At 69.1% G+C, this 15623-nt stretch carries 13 protein-coding genes; 9 read left to right on the top strand and 4 right to left on the bottom strand.

Annotated elements, in window-relative coordinates:
- Entirely contained in the window at positions 1–3816 is a 3816-nt protein-coding gene (locus tag E0H75_RS25425; protein ID WP_131516179.1) for a multifunctional oxoglutarate decarboxylase/oxoglutarate dehydrogenase thiamine pyrophosphate-binding subunit/dihydrolipoyllysine-residue succinyltransferase subunit, read from the bottom strand.
- A gap of 499 nt (positions 3817–4315) precedes the next feature.
- Here E0H75_RS25425 and E0H75_RS25420 point away from each other — a divergent pair, with 499 nt between their 5' ends.
- The 5 genes from E0H75_RS25420 (at position 4316) to E0H75_RS25400 (ending at position 9455) form a co-directional block, all read left to right on the top strand.
- Positions 4316–4699 (top strand): Rid family hydrolase, encoded by a 384-nt coding sequence (locus tag E0H75_RS25420; protein WP_131516178.1) that lies wholly within the window; start codon positions 4316–4318, stop codon positions 4697–4699.
- A 24-nt stretch (positions 4700–4723) separates the two neighbouring features.
- Positions 4724–5395 carry a FadR/GntR family transcriptional regulator gene (locus E0H75_RS25415; RefSeq protein WP_131516177.1) on the top strand — a complete coding sequence of 224 codons (672 nt, stop codon included), beginning with the start codon at positions 4724–4726 and terminating at the stop codon, positions 5393–5395.
- 14 nt (positions 5396–5409) lie between these two features.
- On the top strand, positions 5410–5619 hold the full coding sequence (locus tag E0H75_RS25410) for a DUF6343 family protein (RefSeq protein ID WP_131516176.1): 210 nt from the start codon (positions 5410–5412) through the stop codon (positions 5617–5619).
- Positions 5620–5768: 149 nt separating this feature from the next.
- Positions 5769–7349: an ABC-F family ATP-binding cassette domain-containing protein gene (locus E0H75_RS25405; protein ID WP_131516175.1), complete on the top strand. Its 1581-nt coding sequence runs from the start codon at positions 5769–5771 to the stop codon at positions 7347–7349.
- A gap of 33 nt (positions 7350–7382) precedes the next feature.
- A complete protein-coding gene (locus tag E0H75_RS25400) occupies positions 7383–9455 on the top strand; it encodes a copper-translocating P-type ATPase (protein WP_131516174.1) in 2073 nt (690 codons plus the stop codon).
- Between the two features lie 6 nt (positions 9456–9461).
- Here the strand turns inward: E0H75_RS25400 and E0H75_RS25395 are convergent, their stop codons facing one another.
- The 3 genes from E0H75_RS25395 to E0H75_RS25385 are packed head-to-tail and all read right to left on the bottom strand — an operon-like array spanning position 9462 to position 12486.
- Positions 9462–10424 (bottom strand): aldo/keto reductase, encoded by a 963-nt coding sequence (locus E0H75_RS25395; protein ID WP_131516173.1) that lies wholly within the window; start codon positions 10422–10424, stop codon positions 9462–9464.
- The gene (locus E0H75_RS25390) at positions 10421–11173 is read right to left on the bottom strand and encodes an SDR family NAD(P)-dependent oxidoreductase (protein ID WP_131516172.1); all 753 of its coding nucleotides are present in this window, start codon (positions 11171–11173) and stop codon (positions 10421–10423) included. The genes E0H75_RS25395 and E0H75_RS25390 overlap by 4 nt, the downstream gene beginning before the upstream one ends.
- Positions 11170–12486 carry an L-fuconate dehydratase gene (locus E0H75_RS25385; protein WP_131516171.1) on the bottom strand — a complete coding sequence of 439 codons (1317 nt, stop codon included), beginning with the start codon at positions 12484–12486 and terminating at the stop codon, positions 11170–11172. The genes E0H75_RS25390 and E0H75_RS25385 overlap by 4 nt, the downstream gene beginning before the upstream one ends.
- Before the next feature lie 196 nt (positions 12487–12682).
- Here E0H75_RS25385 and folP point away from each other — a divergent pair, with 196 nt between their 5' ends.
- Genes folP through E0H75_RS25365 form a run of 4 tightly spaced genes read left to right on the top strand, consistent with a single transcriptional unit; the run spans position 12683 to position 15601 of the window.
- Entirely contained in the window at positions 12683–13564 is an 882-nt protein-coding gene (folP, locus tag E0H75_RS25380) for a dihydropteroate synthase (protein WP_475009187.1), read from the top strand.
- Positions 13561–14304 carry a pyrimidine reductase family protein gene (locus E0H75_RS25375; protein ID WP_238163267.1) on the top strand — a complete coding sequence of 248 codons (744 nt, stop codon included), beginning with the start codon at positions 13561–13563 and terminating at the stop codon, positions 14302–14304. The genes folP and E0H75_RS25375 overlap by 4 nt, the downstream gene beginning before the upstream one ends.
- Positions 14304–14987: a class III extradiol dioxygenase subunit B-like domain-containing protein gene (locus E0H75_RS25370; protein WP_131516170.1), complete on the top strand. Its 684-nt coding sequence runs from the start codon at positions 14304–14306 to the stop codon at positions 14985–14987. The genes E0H75_RS25375 and E0H75_RS25370 overlap by 1 nt, the downstream gene beginning before the upstream one ends.
- A 14-nt stretch (positions 14988–15001) precedes the next feature.
- Complete coding sequence (locus tag E0H75_RS25365; RefSeq protein ID WP_131516169.1) at positions 15002–15601, top strand: TetR/AcrR family transcriptional regulator; 600 nt, start codon at positions 15002–15004, stop codon at positions 15599–15601.
- The last annotated feature ends 22 nt before the right edge of the window (positions 15602–15623 follow it).

Here is a 15623-nt window from a genome sequence, read left to right as displayed (position 1 = left end):
TCAGCTGAAGGCCTGCTTCAGCAGCGTGGACTGCTCGGCCTGGTGCGCGCCCATCGAGCCGACCGAGGTCGCCGACATGGCCGGCCGGGACACCCGGTAGAACGGCTTGCCGCCGAGGTGCTCGGTCAGGTTCAGCGCCATGAACGGCCACGGGCCCTGGTTCGCGGGCTCGTCCTGGACCCAGCGGATCTCGGTCGCCTTCGGGTACTTCGCCAGCTCCGCGACGATCTCGTCGCTCGGCAGCGGGTAGAGCTGCTCGACCCGGATGACCGCGGTGCTGATCTTGTCCGGCTCGGCCTTCTTCCGCTCGGCCAGCAGGTCGTAGACGATCCGCCCGGACGCCAGCACGATCCGGTCGACCGTACCCGCGGTGGCCTCCGCCTCGGCGTCGCCGATGATCGGCCGGAAGGTGCCGTGGGTGAGCTGCTCCGGCTGCGACACCGCCTCCTTGCGCCGCAGCAACTGCTTCGGCGTGAAGACGATCATCGGGTTGTGCTCCTCGCCGAGCGTGTGCCGGCGGAGCAGGTGGAAGTACGACGCCGGCGTCGACGGCTGCGCCACCGTCATCGCGTTCTCCGCGCACAGCTGGAGGAAGCGCTCGACCCGGGCCGACGAGTGGTCCGGACCCTGGCCCTCGTACCCGTGCGGCAGCAGCAGCACGACACCCGACTTCTGGCCCCACTTCGCCTCACCGGCCGAGATGTACTCGTCGATGATCGACTGGGCGCCGTTCACGAAGTCACCGAACTGCGCCTCCCACAGGGTCAGCGCGTCCGGCCGGGCCACGGAGTACCCGTACTCGAAGCCGAGAGCGGCGTACTCGCTCAGCAGCGAGTCGTAGACGTGGAAGTTCGCCTGGCCCTCGTCCAGGTTCTGCAGCGGGACGTAGTCCTGGCCGTTGACCCGGTCGATGATCGCGGCGAACCGCTGCACGAACGTGCCCCGGCGGCTGTCCTGACCGGCGAGCCGCACCGGCCGTCCGGCCAGCAGCAGGGAACCGAAGGCGGTGATCTCCGCGCTGGCCCAGTCGATCGGGCCCTGGGTGATCGCGGTCGCCCGGCGCTGCAGCTGGGGCAGCACCTTCGGGTGCACGGTGAAGCCCTCCGGCAGCGTGGTGTGCGCGTCGGCGATCTTCTTCAGCACCTCGGGCGTGGTCGCGGTCGCGTCCGGGCCCTCCGGCTTGTCCGGGTAGACCGGCACCGTCACGTACGGCGCCGGGGTGTCCGGCTGGCTCTTCGCCTCGCGGACCTCGGCGAAGACCCGCTCCAGCCGCTGCTGGAAGTCGCGCATCGCCTGCTCGGCCTCTTCGACCGTGATGTCGCCACGGCCGATCAGGGCCTCGGTGTAGAGCTTGCGCACCGACCGCTTCTGCTCGATCAGGTCGTACATCAGCGGCTGGGTGAAGCTCGGGTCGTCGCCCTCGTTGTGACCGCGGCGGCGGTAGCAGACCAGGTCGATGACGACGTCCTTGTTGAACGCCTGGCGGTACTCGAAGGCCAGGTCGGCGACCCGGACACAGGCCTCGGGGTCGTCGCCGTTGACATGGAAGATCGGCGCCTGCACCATCCGGGCCACGTCGGTGGAGTACATCGACGAGCGGGACGAGGCCGGCGAGGTGGTGAAGCCGACCTGGTTGTTCACGATCACGTGGATCGTGCCGCCGGTGCGGTAGCCGCGCAGCTGGGACAGGTTCAGCGTCTCCGCCACCACGCCCTGGCCGGCGAAGGCCGCGTCACCGTGGACCAGCACCGGCAGCACCGGGAACGCGACGCCGCGGTCCAGGATGTCCTGCTTGGCCCGGACGATACCCTCGAGCACCGGGTCGACCGTCTCCAGGTGGGACGGGTTGGCCGCCACCGACACCTTGATCTTGTCGCCGAACTCGGAGACGAACTCGCCCTCGGCGCCCAGGTGGTACTTGACGTCACCGGAGCCCTGCACGGTCCGCGGGTCGATGTTGCCGTCGAACTCGCGGAAGATCTGGCCGTAGGACTTGCCGACGATGTTGGCCAGCACGTTCAGCCGGCCGCGGTGCGCCATGCCGATGACGACCTCGTCCAGGCCGGCCCCGGCCGCTTCCTCGCAGAGCTCGTCGAGCAGCGGGATGGTGGTCTCGCCACCCTCCAGCGAGAACCGCTTCTGGCCGACGTACTTGGTCTGCAGGAAGGTCTCGAACGCCTCGGCCTCGTTCAGCTTGGCCAGGATCCGCAGCTGCTCCTCGCGCGGCACCTTGGTGTGCGGGCGCTCGACCCGCTCCTGGATCCACTTGCGCTGCTCGGGGTCCTGGATGTGCATGTACTCGATACCGGTGGTCCGGCAGTACGAGTCGCGCAGGATGCCGAGGATCTCGCGCAGCTTCATGAACTTGCGCTCGCTGGCCGCCCCGAACGAGCCGGTGGCGAACTCGCGGTCCAGGTCCCACAGGGTCAGGCCGTGGGTGGCCACGTCCAGGTCCGGGTGGCTGCGCTGCTTGTACTCCAGCGGGTCGGTGTCGGCCATGATGTGGCCGCGGACCCGGTAGGCGTGGATCATCTCGAGGATGCGCGCCTGCTTGGAGACGTCCTCCTCGTGGCTGTGCGGGAGGTCGGCGGCCCAGCGGATCGGCTCGTACGGGATCCGCAGCGACTGGAAGATCTCGTCGAAGAAGCCCTCCTGGCCGAGCAGCAACTGGTGCAGCCGGCGCAGGAACTCACCCGACTGGGCGCCCTGGATGATCCGGTGGTCGTACGTCGAGGTCAGCGTCATCACCTTGCTGACCGCGAGCTTGGCCATCGTCTCGTCGGCCGCGCCCTGGTACTCCGGCGGGTACTCCATCGCGCCGACGCCGATGATGGTGCCCTGGCCGGACATCAGCCGCGGCACCGAGTGCTGGGTGCCGATGGTGCCGGGGTTGGTCAGGCTGATCGTGGTGCCCTGGAAGTCGGGCAGCGCGAGCTTGTTGTCCCGGGCCCGCCGCACGACGTCCTCGTAGGCCATCCAGAACTCGGCGAACGTCATCGTCTCGGCGGCCTTGATCGACGGCACCAGCAGCTGCCGGGTGCCGTCCGGCTTCTGCATGTCGATGGCCAGGCCGAGATTGATGTGCTGCGGCTGGACGTGGGTCGGCTTGCCGTCGGTCTCGTCGTACGACGCGTTCATCTCCGGCAGCGTCTTCAGCGCCTTCACCAGCGCCCAGCCGATCAGGTGGGTGAAGGAGACCTTGCCGCCGCGGGCGCGCTTGAGGTGGTTGTTGATGACGATGCGGTTGTCGATCAGCAGCTTGACCGGGACCTGCCGGACGCTGGTCGCCGTCGGCACCTGGAGGCTGGTCTCCATGTTCTGCGCCGTCCGTGCGGGCGCGCCGCGCATGATCTTGCGCTCGGTGTCCGCGGTGCTGGCGGGAGTGGCCTTGGGCTGGGCGCTGGGCGGCTGGTTCACCGTGCCTCCGGTCGGGGCGGCGGCCGTCTTGGCCGGCGCTTGCTTCGCTGCGGGCTGGGCCTGCGGTACGGCGGCCTGCGTGGCCGGGGTCTGCGTGGCGGCTGCCGCCGCGGCAGGTGCGCTCGAGGCCGGCGCGGACGGCACGGTGCCGCGGCTCGGTGCCTCGGGAGTCTTGTTGTCCGACACTGCATCGGGCCGGGGAGCGTCGGCCGGGGTGCTCGTCACCGGCTTCGCGTCACCAGGCTGGGATGCCTTGAAGCTGTCACTCTTGAAATAGGCGAGCCACGCCGGATCCACCGAGTTCGGGTCCTGCAGGTACTTCTCGTACAGCTCGTCGACCAGCCATTCGTTCGCACCGAAGGCTGCTAGGGGATTTGTGTCTGATGGCTCGGTGGCCACTTGGCAGTTCGCCTCTTCCGATCGGGTCCGGTACCGCGGTGGTTAATGCTGATGTTATGGGTGGTTCCCCAGGGCAAGGCTAATAGCACGCGACCCTCTTCCACAGCCTGGGACCACCGGACCAGTGTGTCGGGTGGTCGGGCTTCGGCGGCTGGATCGTTCGAGGCCTGAAACACTGCGCTGACAGGTGTTTCAGCTCATCGGCGCGACGGTGATCGGCCGATGCTCTGCCGTCCGGTCCGAGGGGGTCCGGGACGCCTTGCAGTGGAGGGTTTCCGGCGACTCCGACGGTGACCCACGGTGTACGGTTCCAGCCTAACTGGCCACTGTATGCAGTTGCGCACTCGCCCCAGGTGATGATCACGACTGCGCAGAAATGTGGCCAACGTCACGCTCCGGATCAGTCCACTTCCCCTCCACTGGTCTTCCTCGACCACCAACCTCCGGCGACTGCTATGTTCTGGATATTCGACGTCCAGAACAAGAACAGAGGTGCGTGATGATCAGCAATCCGGCCGGTCTGCACGATCCGACGGGGTTCGGCTACAGCCATGTCGCTGAGGTCGGGGATTTCGTTCTCGTTGCCGGGCAGTACGCCTCCGGTGCTGACGGTCACGTCGCGGTCGCCGGGTTCGAGGAGCAGTTGGACCTTGCGTTCGCCAACCTCGGCATTGCGTTGCGGTCCGTGGGGCTCGACTACGACAGCGTGTTCCAGTTGCGGACGTACATCGTCGACCACTCGCCGGAGAAGCTCGCGGCGCTCGGTCAGGTGATCGCGAAGTACTGGCCCGAGCGGCCGCCCGTCCAGACCCTGCTCGGCGTCGCCTCGCTCGCCCTGCCGGAGATGAGCTTCGAAGTGGATGCTGTCGCGGTACGTCGTTGAGTGGTTCGGCGGCATACTGACCAGATGGCGTTGACGGATGAGGCGATCGTCAAGATCAAAGGGATGATCACCTCGGGGGAACTGGGTCCGGGGGACCGGCTGCCGAAGGAGGCCGACCTCGCGGCGCGGCTGGGCCTGTCGCGGAACTCGCTGCGCGAAGCGGTGAAGGCGTTGACGCTGGTCAACGTCCTCGACGTCCGGCACGGTGACGGCACCTATGTCACCAGCCTGGACTCGGCGCATCTGCTCGACGCGCTGAACTTCATGGTCGACCTGCACCGCGACGATTCCGTGCTGCAGTTCTTCGAGGTCCGGCGGCTGCTCGAGCCAGGAGTCGCCGCGCTCGCCGCGACCCGGATCAACCGGCAGCAGGTGACCGACCTGCGGCTGCTGTGCAGCGACCTCACGCCCGATGCCGAGGTGGAGGAGCTGGTCGCCAACGACCTGCAGTTCCACCGCGGCATCGCCGAGGCGACCGGGAACATGGTCGTCTGCTCGCTGCTCGACGGCATCTCCGGCGCGACCCAGCGGGCCCGGATCTGGCGCGGTGTCACCCAGGCCGGGGCGGTCGAGCGGACGCTGTCCGAGCACGCCGCGATCCTGGACGCGATCGAGGCCGGTGACGCCGAGGCCGCCCGTGCCTGGATGACGGCCCACATCGCCGGCGTCGAGACCTGGCTCCGCAAGGCGCCCTGAGGTAGTCCGGTGGTATGGCGTTCGAACCGCCGCCACCGCGGAGTGCGCTGACGCTGCGACTGGTGCTGTCCTGCTTCGGCGTGGCGCTGTTCGTCACGTCCGCGATCCTGTTCGCGGCGTACGACGTACCGGCCGGCTGGGTGATCACCTGCGTGGTGCTGGCGGTCGTCGCGTTGGTCGACCTGGTGATCGTTGCCTGGCGCAAGCGCCGGGAAAATGGTTGAACGGGCGAAGTACGGCCCGCTACTGTGGTGGACGTCCCATTCCCGACGTCAGGGGTCGCGTTGTAACTCCGAGGTCTTTTCTGCAGCCGGTGATCGCCGCCCGTTCTGGTGCGCGGTCTCGTCCAAGACCTCGTTCGGAGTACACGCATATGAGTAATTCCCTGACCTGTACGGACCTCTTCTTCGCCTGGCCGGACGGCGACGTCCTGTTCGACGGGCTCAACTTCGTCGCCGGACCCGTGCGGTCCGGTCTGGTCGGCCGCAACGGCGCCGGCAAGTCGACGCTGCTGCGGCTGATCGCGTGCCGGTTGACGCCGCAGCGCGGCACGATCCGGGTGGCCGGCGAGCTCGGGTACCTGCCTCAGGACCTGACCCTCGACACCGGTCTGCGGGTCGACCAGGCGCTCGGCATCGACGCGATCCGCCGTGCCGTCACCGCGATCGAGTCCGGGGACGCCTCGGAGCAGAACTTCGCGATCGTCGGCGACGAGTGGGACGTCGACGAACGCGCCGAGGCGTTGCTCGGCAAGCTCGGCCTGGGCGCGATCGACCTCGACCGGAGCGTCGGTGAGCTGTCCGGCGGCGAGACGATCCTGCTCGGCCTGGCCGCCGAGTTGCTGCGGCGTCCCGACGTACTGCTGCTCGACGAACCGACCAACAACCTCGACCTGCGGGCTCGCCGGCACCTGTACGACGCCGTCGACCAGTTCCGTGGTGCGTTGCTGATCGTCAGCCACGACCGCGAACTACTCGACCGGGTTGACCAGATCGGTGACCTGCGCAAGGGCGACATCACCTGGTACGGCGGCAACCTGACTGCGTACGAGGAAGCGGTGGCGGTCGAGCAGGAAGCCGCGGAGCGGACGCTTCGGGCGGCCGAGTCCGACGCCCGCAAGCAGAAGCGCGATCTGGTCGAGGCGCGGATGAAGATGGACCAGCGCCGGGCGCGGGGCCAGCGGGCGTTCGAACAGGGCGGGATCCCGAAGATCATCGCGGGCGGGCTCAAGCGGTCGGCGCAGGTGTCGGCGGGCAAGCATCTCGGGATGCAGTCCGACCGGCTCGAGTCGGCACAGGACGCGGTGGCCGAGGCGGAGGCCAAGGTCCACGAGGACGAGGCGATCCGCGTCGACCTGCCGAAGACCGCCGTACCGGCAGGGCGGGTCGTGCTCCGGCTGGAGGAGCACAAGCTGCGCACCGGGGCGACCGTGGATCTGGAGATCCGTGGGCCGGAGCGGATCGCGCTGACGGGCCCGAACGGCGCAGGTAAAACGACGCTGTTGCAGTCGATCACCAGTGACTCGTTGCCGGTCGTGCCGTTCCGGTACCTCCCGCAGCGGCTCGACCTGCTCCGCGACGACCTGTCGATCGTGGACAACCTGGCGCTGCTGGCGCCGGGCACGGAGAACCAGGAACGCCGGTCGCGGCTGGCACGCTTCCTGTTCCGGGGCCGGGCCGCCGATCAGCTGATCAGCACCTTGTCCGGTGGCGAACGCTTCCGGGCGACGCTGGCCGCGCTGCTGCTGGCGGAGCCGCCGCCGCAGTTGCTGATGCTCGACGAGCCGACCAACAGCCTCGATCTGTCCAGTGTCGCCCAGCTCAAGGACGCGCTCTCGTCGTACAGCGGTGCGGTGATCATCGCGAGCCACGACGTGCCGTTCCTGCGCGAGATCGGCATCACCCGCTGGCTCGAGCTGACCCCGGACAGCCTGACCGACATCGACCCTCTGTAGAGATTCCATACCCCTAGGGGGTACCTTCGGGGTATGGAAGAGCACGAGCACGGCGCGCACGCGGATCACGCCGGGCATTCAGGTCATGGCGGGCATGGGGATCATGCGGCGCAGTTCAAGGACCGGTTCTGGATCAGCCTGGCGCTGGCGGTTCCGGTGGTGTTCTTCAGCGAGATGTTCGCCGACCTGCTCGGCTACAACCGCCCGGACTTCACCGGCTCCGGGCTGATCGCGCCGGTCCTCGGCACCGTGATCTTCGTGTACGGCGGCCAGCCGTTCCTGACCGGCGGATGGAGCGAACTGAAGTCCCGCCGGCCAGGGATGATGCTGCTGATCTCGATGGCGATCACGGTCGCGTTCGTCGCGTCGTGGGTGACCACCTTGGAGATCGGCGGGTTCGATCTGGACTTCTGGTGGGAGCTCGCGCTGCTGATCGTGATCATGCTGCTCGGTCACTGGCTGGAGATGCGGGCGCTCGGCGCCGCGTCCGGTGCGCTCGACGCGCTGGCCGCCTTGCTGCCCGACTCGGCCGAGAAGGTGACCGACGACGGCGTGGTCGAGGTGATGCTGCACGACCTGCGCGAAGGGGACGTCGTACTGGTGCGGTCGGGTGGACGTGTGCCCGCCGACGGCACCGTGGTCGAGGGGCAGGCCGAGGTCGACGAGTCGATGATCACCGGCGAATCGCGGCCGGTCGCCCGTGCGGTCGGTGACTCTGTGGTCGCGGGAACCGTTGCCACCGACAACGCTCTGCGGGTCGAGATCACCGCCGTCGGGGACGACACCGCGCTGGCCGGCATCCAGCGGCTGGTGGCGGAGGCACAGGCCTCGTCGTCCCGCGCGCAGGCGCTGGCGGATCGGGCCGCGGCGTTCCTCTTCTACTTCGCGTCGATCGCCGGACTGATCACGTTCGTGGTCTGGACGTTGCTCGGTGAGCTCGACGAGGCCGTGACGCGGACCGTGACGGTGCTGGTGATCGCCTGCCCGCACGCGCTCGGGCTGGCGATTCCGCTGGTGATCGCGATCTCGACCGAGCGTGCCGCGAAGGCCGGCGTACTGGTGAAGGACCGGTTGGCGCTGGAGCGGATGCGGACGATCGATGTGGTGTTGTTCGACAAGACCGGCACGCTGACCAAGGGCGAGCCGGCCGTGACTGGGGTGACAACAGTCGGATCGGTGTCCGACGAGGAGTTGCTGGAGTTCGCGGCCGCGGTCGAGGCGGACAGCGAACATCCGTTGGCGAGGGCAATCGTCCGCGCGCATGAGGTCCGGGCTGCTGTTGGCGCGGGTAGGGCGGCTCGGTTGACTGCGTCGGAGTTCCGTTCGCTGACCGGGCGAGGCGTGCAGGCTGTTGTCGACGGCACCGAGGTTGCCGTCGGCGGTCCGGCGTTCCTGCGGGAGTACGGCGTACCTGAGCCGGCCGGGCTCGAGGCGGATGTCGAGGCGGATGTCGAGGCATGGAAGGGGCGCGGGGCCGCGGTGCTGCACGTGGTTCGTGACGGCCGGGTGCTCGGGGCGATCGCGTTGGAGGACGAGGTTCGCGAAGAATCCCGCCAGGCCGTGGACGCGCTGCATCGGCATGGCGTGAAGGTCGCGATGATCACCGGTGACGCACATCAGGTGGCCGACGCGGTTGCCAAGGAACTCGGGATCGACAAAGTCTTCGCCGAGGTCCTCCCGCAGGACAAGGACGCCAAGGTAGCTGAGTTGCAGGCCCGCGGGCTCAAGGTCGCCATGGTCGGTGACGGCGTGAACGACGCGCCCGCCCTGGCCCGCGCCGAGGTCGGCATCGCGATCGGCGCCGGCACGGATGTCGCGATTGAATCCGCCGGCGTCGTACTCGCCGCCGACGACCCGAGGGCCGTCCTCTCCGTGATCACTCTCTCGAAGGCCAGCTACCGCAAGATGTGGCAGAACCTCATCTGGGCCACCGGCTACAACGTCATCACGGTCCCGTTGGCCGCCGGCGTACTGGCCTTCGCCGGCATCCTCGTCTCCCCGGCCGTCGGCGCCGTCCTGATGTCCATCTCCACCATCGTCGTGGCCCTCAACGCCCAACTACTGCGCCACCTCAACCTCTCACCTCAACAGGTGACGGCTGTTTGAGACGCTTTACGGCGTGGGGGCGTCTTCGCGGAGGAGGCCTTCGGACTTCAGGTCGGACCAGAGGGCCTTGGGGACCTCGGTCCGGGCCAGGGTCGCGTTGGTGTGGACCTCGTCGGGCGTGCGGCAGCCTACGGCGATGCCGGCTACTGCTGAGTGGAAGAGCGGGAAGGCGAGGGCCGCAGCGGGGAGCGTGGTGTTGTGGGCCTCGCAGACGTCGGCCAGCCGATTCGCCTTGTCCACCAGGGATGCGGCCGCCGGTTCGTAGTTGAACGTGGCGCCGGGTGCGGGCCGCGGCTGGGACAGCAGGCCGGAGTTGAAGATGCCCACAGCAACTACCTGTACGTCGTGCTCGAGACAGGCCGGCAGTACGTCGTCCAGCCCGTCGGGGTCGATCAGCGAGTAGCGGCCGGCCAGCATGATCACGTCGATGTCGATCTCCTGGACGAACCGGGTCAGCATCGCGGTCTGGTTCATGCCGGAGCCGATCGCGCCGATCACACCCTGGTCGCGCAGCTCGATCAGCGTCGGGAACGCGGTCGCGACCGCTTCCTCGTAGTGGTCGTCCGGGTCGTGCACGAACACGACGTCCAGCCGGTCGGTACCGATCCGGCGCAGCGAGTCCTCGATGCTCTGCAGCACGCCGTCGCGAGAGAAGTCCCAGCGCCGCCGCCGCTTCGAGCTGACCTCGAACCCCTCGTCGTCGGTGGCCGCGTCCTCGGCCTCGTAGATGATCCGGCCGACCTTGCTCGACAGCACGAACTCGTCCCGCGGTTTGCCCTGCAGGCCGACTCCGAGCCGTTCCTCGGCCAACCCGAGACCGTAGTGCGGAGCGGTGTCGAAGTACCGCCACCCCTCGTCCCAGGCGGCGTTCACGGTCGCGACCGCGTCGGCGTCGTGGACCTCACCGAGCAGGTTCCCCAGCGGTGCACCGCCGAGCCCGATCCGCTGGTCTTCCGGGAAGAGCCTCACGATTTCACCGCCGGGAGCCGCAGGTTCTGCATCCCGCCGTCGACGGCGATCGCCGTACCCGTGGTCGAACCCGACAACGGACTGGCCAGATAGGCGATCGCCTGCGCGACCTCGTCGGCCGACACCAACCGACCCATCGGCTGCCGGGCCTCGAGGGCCGCCCGCTCAGCGGCCGGGTCGTCCGCGACGTCGAGCAGCCGGCCGACCCACGGCGTGTCCGCGGTGCCCGGGTTCACGCAGTTCACCCGGATCCCCTCGCGGACGTGGTCGGCCGCCATCGCCATCGTCAGAGCCAGTACGGCGCCCTTGCTCGCGGAGTACAAGGCTCGGTTCGGCAGGCCCGCGGTGGCGGCGATCGAGCAGGTGTTGACAATCGCGGCGGACTCGGACTTGCGCAGGTACGGCAGCGCGGCCCGGGTCACCCGGGCGATCCCGACCACGTTGACGTCGAGGACGCGGTGCCACTCGTCGTCATCGTTGGCCGCGACCGTGCCCTGGGCGCCGATGCCGGCGTTGTTCACCACGATGTCGATCCCGCCGAGTTGCAGCGCGGCCGCCGCGACGGCGTCCCGGACCGAGCTGTCGTCGGTCACGTCAGCTGCGATCCCGGTCAGCGGTTCGGCGACATCGGGCTTGAGGTCGAAGACAACCACCCGGGCGCCACGGGCGGCCAGCAGTTGGGCGGCCGCGAGGCCGATACCCGACGCGCCACCGGTGACAACTGCACGGAGGCCGGCGAAGTCCGTCACTTGTTCTCCTTTGTGAGGTCGGTCCAGATCTTGCCACTCGGATACCGGAAGTCGCAGAGCGTCTCGGCATCCATCTCGGCGCCGAACCCGGGCCGCACCGGCGCCACGTAGTGGCCGTCGCGGATCACCACCGGGTCCAGGAAGTGCTCGTGCAGATGGTCGACGTACTCGATCACCCGGTTCTCCATCGACCCGCTGACCGCGACGTAGTCGAACATCGACAGGTGCTGGACCAGTTCGCACAGCCCGACTCCACCGGCGTGCGGGCACACCGGTACGCCGAACTTCGCGGCCAGCAGCAGGATGGCGACGTTCTCGTTCACCCCGGCGACCCGGGCCGAGTCGAGCTGCAGGATGGACAGCGCCTCGGCCTGCAACAACTGCTTGAACACGACCCGGTTCTGCACGTGCTCGCCCGTCGCGACGCGGATCGGGGCGATGGCGCGAGCGATGGCCGCGTGCCCGAGTACGTCGTCCGGGCTGGTCGGTTCCTCCACCCACCAGACGTCGTACGGCGCGAGCGCCTCGACCCACCGGATCGCGTCGGCGACGTCCCAGCGCTGGTTGGCGTCGATCGCGATCCGGATGTCCGGGCCGACGGCCTCGCGGGCCAGCCGCATCCGGCGGATGTCGTCGTCCAGGTTCGCGCCGACCTTGAGCTTGATCTGGGTGAAGCCCTCGGCGACCGCCTCGTGGCACAGCCGGACCAGCTTGTCGTCGCCGTATCCGAGCCAGCCCGGAGTCGTGGTGTACGCCGGATACCCGCGCTCGCGCAGGGTCGCCTCGCGGTCCGCGCGACCGGACTCGGCGGCGTGCAGGATCTCCAGCGCCTCGTCCCGGGTCAGCGCGTCGGTGAGGTACCGGAAGTCGACCAGGTCGACGATCTGCTCCGGCGTCAGGTCGGACAACAGCTTCCACAGCGGTACGCCGGCCCGCTTGGCGGCCAGGTCCCAGACCGCGTTCACGACGGCGCCGATGGCCATGTGCATGACGCCCTTCTCCGGGCCGAGCCAGCGCAGTTGCGAATCGTGCACGAGCGACTTCCAGAACCCACCGAGGTCGGCCAGCGTCGCGTCCAGGTCGAGCCCGATCACGTGGTCGCGGAGCGCCTCGATCGCCGCGGTCTGGACGTCGTTGCCGCGGCCGATGGTGAAGGCGAAGCCGTGCCCCTCGAGCCCGTCGCCGGCATCGGTGCGCAGGATCAGGTACGCCGCCGAGTAGTCCGGGTCGGTGTTCATCGCGTCGGAGCCGTCCAGGTCCAGCGACGTAGGGAAGCGGACGTCGTACGTCTCTAACTCGGTGAACCGTGGCATCGAAGACCCATTCTGCAGCTGTGGGCGGTCTGTCGCGGGGAATCCTATAGGATATGTGGCGCGAGCGACACTGGCCGCGGACCTCAGGCACTCAGCAACGACGCTCGATCCGGGCGACGCACGCTCGGCTGCCAGCTGTGTCCGGCCCTTCGCGGGGGTTGGTGAGTGCCGCAGGTCCGGCCGATAGAGTCGGCGCGTGGATCCGGAACCCAGTGGTGTGCTGCGGCTCGGCACTCGGTCGTTCGGGCCGGGGGAGTTCGCGGTGATGGCGATCGTGAACCGCACCCCGGACTCGTTCTTCGACGGCGGCGCCACCTTCGCGGAAGAGGCCGCGTTGTCGGCGATCGACCAGGCCGTCGCCGACGGCGCGGACCTGGTCGACATCGGCGGCGTCAAGGCCGGGTACGGCGAAGCGGTCGACGAGACCGAGGAACTGCGCCGGACCGTGGACTTCGTCGCCTCCGTGCGCGATCGCCACCCCGAGCTCCTGATCAGCGTCGACACCTACCGCAGCGGCGTCGCCCGCCGGGTCGGCGCGGCCGGCGCGAACCTGATCAACGACACCTGGTCCGGCCACGATCCCGACATCGCCGCCGCGGCGGCTGAGTCCGGGGCCGGGCTGATCTGCAGTCACGTCGGCGGGCTGAAACCTCGGACCGACCCGCACCGGATGGCGTACGACGACGTGGTCGCGGACGTGATCCGGACGACCACCGCACTGGCCGAGCGGGCCATCGCGGCCGGGGTACGGCCGGACGGGATCGTCATCGATCCGACCCACGACTTCGGCAAGAACACCCTGCACTCGCTCGAGGTGACCCGCCGGATCGACGAGTTGGCCGCGACCGGCTGGCCGGTGCTGGTGGCGATGTCGAACAAGGACTTCCTCGGCGAGACCCTCGACCTGCCGTCCGGCCGGCGCGGGCCGGCGACGCTGGCGGCCGTCAGCATCGCGGCCTGGCTCGGCGCCCGGGTGTTCCGGGTCCACGACATCGCCGGGACCCGGCAGGCCCTCGACCTGATCGCCGTCCTGCGGAAGACGGCGACGCCTGCGTACACCCGAAGGAGCCTGGTGTGATCCGGAACTGTGCTGTCGGGGCCGAGCTGACCGAGGACGACCTGATCGCCGCCTACACGGTGCCCGATCGGTCGGTCCCTCGACTGCGGGCGAACTTCGTCACCAGCCTCGACGGAGCCGTCACGCTGGAGGGTCTGTCCGGCGGCCTGTCCAGCAAGGACGACCAGAGCATGCTCGGCCGGCTGCGGATGCTCGCCGACGTGGTCCTGGTCGGTGCGGGCACGCTCCGTGCCGAGGGGTACGGCGGGCTCCGGCTCGGCGCGAAGCGGCGTGGCTGGCGGAACGAGCAGGGCTGGCCGGAGAACCCGACGCTGGCCGTGGTCTCCGCGCGACTCGAGTTGGCTGCCGACAGCACGGTCTTCACCGAGGCGCCCGTACGGCCGATCGTCATCACCTGTGCGTCCTCGCCGGACCACCAGCGCGAGGCTCTCGCCAAGGTGGCGGACGTGATGATCTGTGGCGACGAGACCGTGGACCTGAACCAAGCGGTGGCCGGGCTGGTCGAGCGCGGACTGCCGCAGATCTTGTGCGAAGGCGGTCCGCATCTTCTCGGCGCACTCACCGGTGCCGATCTGGTCGACGAGCTCTGCCTGACCGTGTCGCCGCTGCTCGCGGGACCGGGTGCACGCCGGATCACCGACGGCCTGGCGGCCACCGAGGCACGATCGTTGCCGTTGCTGCAGGTCCTCACGACCGACGAAGGGTTCCTGTTTCTGCGCCACGGCCGGGGACTCCGCTAGTGCCGGTCGTCGTTGCCGCGGTCTGTCCGCATCCGCCGGTGATCGTGCCCGAGCTCGCGTTCGGCGCCGCGCCCGAGCTCGATCCGCTGCGCGCGGCCTGCCTGGCGGCGATCGACGGACTCGCAGCTGCCGACAGCCTGGTGATCGTCGGATCCGGCCCGGTCGGGCGCCGGTACGACGCATCCGCGGGCGGCAGCTTCGCGGCGTACGGCGCTCCGCAGGTGCGAGTCGGGGACGGTGAGCCGGTGTTGCCGCTTTCCTTGCTGGTCGGGGCTTGGCTGGTCGGCCAGAGCAAGGCGGCCGGCGTACGGCGTACGTCGATCTCGGTGGCCGACGACTCGCCAGAGACCTGCCTGGCCCTCGGGCGGGAGATTGCCGAGGGCAACGATCGGATCGGGTTGCTGGTGATGGGCGACGGCTCGGCCCGCCGGAGCGATCACGCGCCGGTGCATCTGCATCCCCGGGCCGAGATCTTCGACGCGACGGTCGCAGAGGCCTTGCGGAGCGTCGATCTGGACGTTCTTGCCGCCCTCGATCCGGACCTGGCGACTGTCCTGCAAGCGGCAGGCCGCGCTCCCTGGCAGGTCCTCGCGGGTGCACTCAGGGCGACCACCCTCACCGGCAACCTGACGTATGGCGCTGCCCCCTATGGCGTCGGGTACTTCGTTGCCAGCTTCACTTAAGTGACACTGTCCGGGTGACTGAGGAACGGGCGGGCTACCGGCGGTCGGCGAAGTCGCCGCGCGGGGAGGCGCGGCGGCGGGAACTGCTCGATCGCGTCGCCGACGACCTCGGCCAGAACGGGCTGGTGGACTTCTCGCTCCGGCGGGCCGCCCGTGCGGCCGGTACGACGCACAAGGTGCTGCTGTATCACTTCGCCGGTCCCGAGGAGTTGCTGACGGAGTCCGTCCTGCAGTTGCGTGAGCGGCGGATCAGTCGCAGTCTCGCGGCCGCGACCGAGGGCGCCGATCGGCCGCTGGCTGATCGGGTCCGGTCGATGTGGCCGGTCCTGGTCGGCCCGGAGTCGTGGGTGCTGGACCAGGCGATCGGCCTGGCGATGTACGACCCGGCGCGGTACGCCGATCTGGCCCGGGAGGCGTCGAAGCAGTACCTGCCGGCGTTGCTGTCGATCTGCCCGGCGGCGTGGTCCGAGCGGCGCAAGGGCGAGGTCGCGGAGTTGATCCTCGCGACGCTGCGAGGGTTCCTGATCGAGTGGCGTACCAGTGGTGACGGCGCCGGGATCGAGGCCGGGTTCGCCGCGCTGGTCCGGGCGCTCGAGCGCGAAGAGTCCGCCTGATTCCTGCGTTCCGGTGGTTCTG

Source organism: Kribbella capetownensis, from assembly GCF_004331485.1.
In the GTDB taxonomy this organism is placed as follows: domain Bacteria; phylum Actinomycetota; class Actinomycetes; order Propionibacteriales; family Kribbellaceae; genus Kribbella; species Kribbella capetownensis.
Note: the sequence above shows the minus strand (reverse complement) of the source record. Positions and strands in the feature narration are given on the sequence as shown.

What these genes read in the sequence shown, in the direction of transcription:
- E0H75_RS25405 (WP_131516175.1), top strand. Translation starts at nt 5,769, where the DNA reads ATGAGTAATTCCCTGACCTGTACGGACCTCTTCTTCGCCTGGCCGGAC.
- E0H75_RS25420 (WP_131516178.1), top strand. Translation starts at nt 4,316, where the DNA reads ATGATCAGCAATCCGGCCGGTCTGCACGATCCGACGGGGTTCGGCTAC.
- E0H75_RS25385 (WP_131516171.1), bottom strand. Translation starts at nt 12,486, where the DNA reads ATGCCACGGTTCACCGAGTTAGAGACGTACGACGTCCGCTTCCCTACG.
- E0H75_RS25415 (WP_131516177.1), top strand. Translation starts at nt 4,724, where the DNA reads ATGGCGTTGACGGATGAGGCGATCGTCAAGATCAAAGGGATGATCACC.
- E0H75_RS25410 (WP_131516176.1), top strand. Translation starts at nt 5,410, where the DNA reads ATGGCGTTCGAACCGCCGCCACCGCGGAGTGCGCTGACGCTGCGACTG.
- E0H75_RS25400 (WP_131516174.1), top strand. Translation starts at nt 7,383, where the DNA reads ATGGAAGAGCACGAGCACGGCGCGCACGCGGATCACGCCGGGCATTCA.